Source organism: Pseudonocardia pini, assembly GCF_013870575.1.
Taxonomy (GTDB): domain Bacteria; phylum Actinomycetota; class Actinomycetes; order Mycobacteriales; family Pseudonocardiaceae; genus Pseudonocardia; species Pseudonocardia pini.
On sequence record NZ_JACBXB010000522.1, the window covers coordinates 1 to 3,994 of the forward strand.

Genomic DNA, 3,994 nt, shown 5'->3' on the forward strand with positions numbered 1-3,994 from the left:
GCGGCGACCGCCTCGTCGAGAGCGGCCAGGAAGTCCTCGACGCCTGCCGCCGTGGCCGCGCACAGGGTGAGGTGCAGGGTGGCGGGCAGGCCGCGGAAGGCCATCTGCGGCTGCACGAACCAGCCGCGGGCGAGCATCTCGTCGGACAGGGTGAACACGTCGAGCACCGCGTCCGTCTCCACCGCGAGCAGGGTGCTGTCCGGCGGTGCGGCGAGTCGCAGGTGCGGGTGGGCGGCGATGCCCTCGGCGAGCCGCAGGGTGGCCCGGCGCGCGGTCGCGGCGAGCTCCCGGTACCCGTCGACGCCGATGTGCCGCACCACCGCCCAGGCCGCGGCCAGCGGCCCGCCGGACTTCGTGGACTGCATCGTGGAGTTGAGCATGGTGTAGCCGGGCCACTCGGCGGCGGCGAAGAACTGCGGCCTGCGCAGGGCCGGATCGCGGTGCAGCAGCAGCGACACGCCCTTCGGCGTGTACGCGTACTTGTGCAGGTCCACGGACAGGCTGGTCACGCCGGGCGGCCAGGCCACGGGATCGTCGAGGAAGGGGAGCACCCAGCCGCCGATGCACGCGTCGACGTGGCAGCGCACCCCGCGCTCCGCGGCCGCCGCGGCGATCGGCGCGACCGGGTCGACCACGCCGTGCGCGTAGGACGGCGTGGACACGGCCACCAGCACCGCCCGCCCGGCGTGCGCGTCCAGCGCGGCGGTCACGGCCTCCGGCACGGCCCGCTTGGTCACCGGATCGACGTCGACCGGCACGAGCCCGACGCGGAAGTAGTGCGCCGCCTTGTGGAACGCGCCGTGGACGGTGGTCGGCACGACCATGACCGGCTCGGTGACCTCCGGGCGGGCGTCGCGCGCGGTCTGGACGGCCAGCAGGATCGACTCCGTGCCGCCGGAGGTCACCGTCCCCACGGCCTCGGACGGAGCCCCGACCAGCGGCTTCGCCACCGCGATCAGGTCCCGCTCCATCGCCGCGAGGCTCGGGAAGGCGGTCGGGTCGAGCCCGTTCGTCGAGGCGAACATCCCCAGCGCGCGGCGGCCGATCTCGTCCGCCTCCGGCAGCCCGGAGTCGTAGACGTAGGCCAGCGTGCGACCGCCGTGTGTGGGCAGGTCCCGTGCCCGCAGCTCCTCGAGCTCGGCGAACAGGTCGGTCATGCCGGGTCCCTCTCGTCCAGTGTGTAGCCGCGCAGGCCGAGCAGGCCTGCCAGGACCAGCACCGCGGGCACCACCGCGAACCCGATCGCGACGGCGAGCAGTGCGGAGTCCGGCTGGTCGGCGGTGCCGCCGCCGCGGTAGCCGCCGAGCTGCAGGACCAGCGCGTAGATCCCGGGGCCCAGGGCGAGGCCGAGCGTCTCGCCCGCCGTCCAGACCCCGGCGAACATCCCTGCCCGGCTGGCGCCCGAGCCGCGGGCGTCCTCGGCCGCGACGTCGGGCAGCATGGCCAGGGGGAACACCTGCGCGCCCGCATACCCGACGCCCGCCACCGCGGCGGCCGCACAGGTCGCGACCACCGATCCGGAGTACGCCGCCAGCGTGCCCAGCGCCCCGGCGGCCAACAGCAGCGAGGACACCACGTAGCCGGAGCGCTTCCCGCGGCGGGCGGCGTAGCGGGCGCACAGCGGCGTGACGAGCAGGGCGGGGCCCACGAACGCGGCGAACAGCAGGGACGAGGTCGCCGGGTCGCCGAGCAGGTACCGCGCGGTGTAGGCCGCGCCCGCCAGCAGGGTGCCGATGCCGAGTGCCTGGACCACCCAGGTGACCAGCAGGCGTCGGAAGTCCGGGACGGCGGCGACGGTCCGCAGCTGCTCGCCCAGCGTCCCCGAGGCCACGGTCGCGCCGACCCGCGGCGCCGACCGGGTGCCGAACCAGGCCCCGAGGCTGCCCACCAGCAGCAGGACCCCCACGTAGACGCCCATCGCGGCGTGCCCCGCGGCGTCGGCCACGAGTGGGGCGGTGGCCCCCGACACCAGGATGGCCACGGCCAGCACCGCCACGCGCCAGGTCATCACGCTCGTGCGCTCGGTCGGGTCGGCGGTCATCTCCGCGGGCATCGCCACGTACGGGACCTGGAAGAAGGCGTAGGCGGTGGCGCAGGCGAGGAACAGCACGACGACCCAGACCGGGTCGGCGGGCCCGGCGAACATCAGCGCGAAGCACACCGCGAGCGCGATCCCGGCCCACAGCAGGAAGGGCCGCCGGACGCCCGCCCGGTCGCTGATCCGGCCCGCGACCGGGTTGAGCACCACGTCCCAGGCCTTGGGCAGCACCACCAACAGCCCGGCCAGCCCGGCGGCGACGCCGAGGGAGTCGGTCAGGTAGGGCAGCAGCAGCAGCCCCGGCACGGTCCCGAAGGTCCCGGTCGCGACGCTGCCGAGCGCGTAGCCGCGGCGCACGCCGGCGGGGAGTGCCATCGCATGATCCTAGGATGTCCGCTCGTGAGCGCGCGCAGGCCCAGTGAGCGGCTCCGGTCCCCGCAGCCCGTGCTGCGCAGGCGGATCGAGTCCGGTCGGGCGGCCATGGACCAGCCCAACGTGACGGGGGACGGGGACGTCCCGCTCACCGCCCGGTTCTGGGTGATGGTCGTGCTCACCGGGGTCGGCTCGGGCCTGTTCGGGGTCCTGCTCATGCTGCTGCTGTTCGCCGTCGCCGACCTCGCCTACGGCCCCGGCGCGGGGGAGGGGAACTTCGAGGCCGCCGTCGGGGCGGCCTCGTGGGTGGGCCGGGTGGTCCCGCTGCTGGCGGCGGGGGTGATCGCCGGGCTGGGCTGGTACCTGCTGCGCCGGTACGTGCCCGGCCGCTCCGACGTCGACGACAGCGTCTGGACCGGGGACGGCAGGCTCGGCTTCCGGCGGAGCCTGGGCACGTCGGTGCTGTCGGAGATCGTCGTCGGGCTGGGGGCGTCGCTGGGGCGGGAGGCGGCGCCCAAGCTGATGGGCGGGGTCTGCGGCAGCCTGCTCGCGGAGTGGTCGGGACTCTCGACGGCGCAGCGGCGGCTCCTCGTCGCCTGCGGCGCGGGCGCGGGGCTGGCCTGCGTGTACAACGTGCCCCTCGGCGGCGCGCTGTTCACCGCGGAGGTGCTGGTCGGCGCGGTGCGGCTGCCGGTGATGCTGCCCGCGCTGGCGTGCTCCTCGGTCGCGACGTTCACCGCCTGGGTCGCGCTGCCGAACGGGCCGGTCTACCCCGGACTGCCCGCCTACCCGTTCAGCCTCGCCGCGCTGGTGTGGTCGGTGCCCGCGGGCATCGTGATCGGGTTCCTGGCCGTGGCGTTGGTGCGGCTGATCGCCTGGGTGACGCACCGCACGCCCCGCGGCCGGTGGCAGCTGGTGGCGCCGCTGGGCGCCTTCGCGGTGCTCGCCGCCCTCGGCCTCGCGTTCCCCCAGCTCTACGGCAACGGCAAGGACCTGGCCGCGCAGGCCTTCGGCGGGGTGGGGCCGCTGTGGCTGCTGGCCGTGCTGTTCCTGCTGAAGCCGCTGGTCACGTGCCTGTGCCTGGGTAGCGGTGCCTCGGGTGGGCTGTTCACCCCGGTGCTGGCCACGGGTGCGGCGTTCGGGGCCTCGCTCGGCGGCGTGTGGTCGATGCTCTGGCCCGGGTCGCCGGTCGGCGCGTACGCGATGATCGGCGCCGCCGCGATGATCGGGGCGGGCATGCAGGCCCCGCTGGCCGGGCTGGCGATCGTGCTGGAGCTGACCCAGACCGGCTTCGGCCTGATGGTCCCGATGATGGTCGCGACCCTGCTGGCCACGGCGGTCGCCCGGTGGGTCGACGGCTACTCGATCTACTCCGCGCGGCTGGCGGAGCGGGTCACCCCGGTAGCAGGACCCTGACGAGCCCGCGGGCCCACTCCGGGGTGCCGGGGCGTTCGGTGAACACGGCCCGGAAGTAGATCGGGCCGAGCAGCACGTCCGTGGCCTGCTCGACGGCGGGCGGCTCGCCCCCGCGCCCCCGCTCCCGGTCGAGCATCGCCGCGAGCTGGTACTCGCGGTCCCCGCGGC

At 75.5% G+C, this 3,994-nt stretch carries 4 protein-coding genes; 1 reads left to right on the top strand and 3 read right to left on the bottom strand.

The window, feature by feature from the left end; genetic code table 11:
• Together H5J29_RS23835 and H5J29_RS23840 are read right to left on the bottom strand one after the other, a co-directional pair.
• A partial coding sequence (locus tag H5J29_RS23835) for a pyridoxal phosphate-dependent decarboxylase family protein (RefSeq protein ID WP_181783267.1) occupies positions 1-1,157 on the bottom strand: 1,157 nt, incomplete at its 3' end.
• Positions 1,154-2,413 carry an MFS transporter gene (locus H5J29_RS23840; RefSeq protein ID WP_181783268.1) on the bottom strand — a complete coding sequence of 420 codons (1,260 nt, stop codon included), beginning with the start codon at positions 2,411-2,413 and terminating at the stop codon, positions 1,154-1,156. The genes H5J29_RS23835 and H5J29_RS23840, both read right to left, overlap by 4 nt.
• A 24-nt stretch (positions 2,414-2,437) precedes the next feature.
• Here H5J29_RS23840 and H5J29_RS23845 point away from each other — a divergent pair, with 24 nt between their 5' ends.
• A complete protein-coding gene (locus tag H5J29_RS23845) occupies positions 2,438-3,826 on the top strand; it encodes a chloride channel protein (RefSeq protein ID WP_312858372.1) in 1,389 nt (462 codons plus the stop codon).
• Here the strand turns inward: H5J29_RS23845 and H5J29_RS23850 are convergent.
• Positions 3,804-3,994 (bottom strand): TetR/AcrR family transcriptional regulator C-terminal ligand-binding domain-containing protein (locus tag H5J29_RS23850; protein WP_181783270.1); only part of this gene is annotated, 191 nt, incomplete at its 5' end. The two genes, H5J29_RS23845 and H5J29_RS23850, sit on opposite strands and share 23 nt — an antisense overlap.

Excerpts from the sequence above, each read along its gene's own strand:
- H5J29_RS23840 (WP_181783268.1), bottom strand. The coding sequence starts at position 2,413 with ATGGCACTCCCCGCCGGCGTGCGCCGCGGCTACGCGCTCGGCAGCGTC.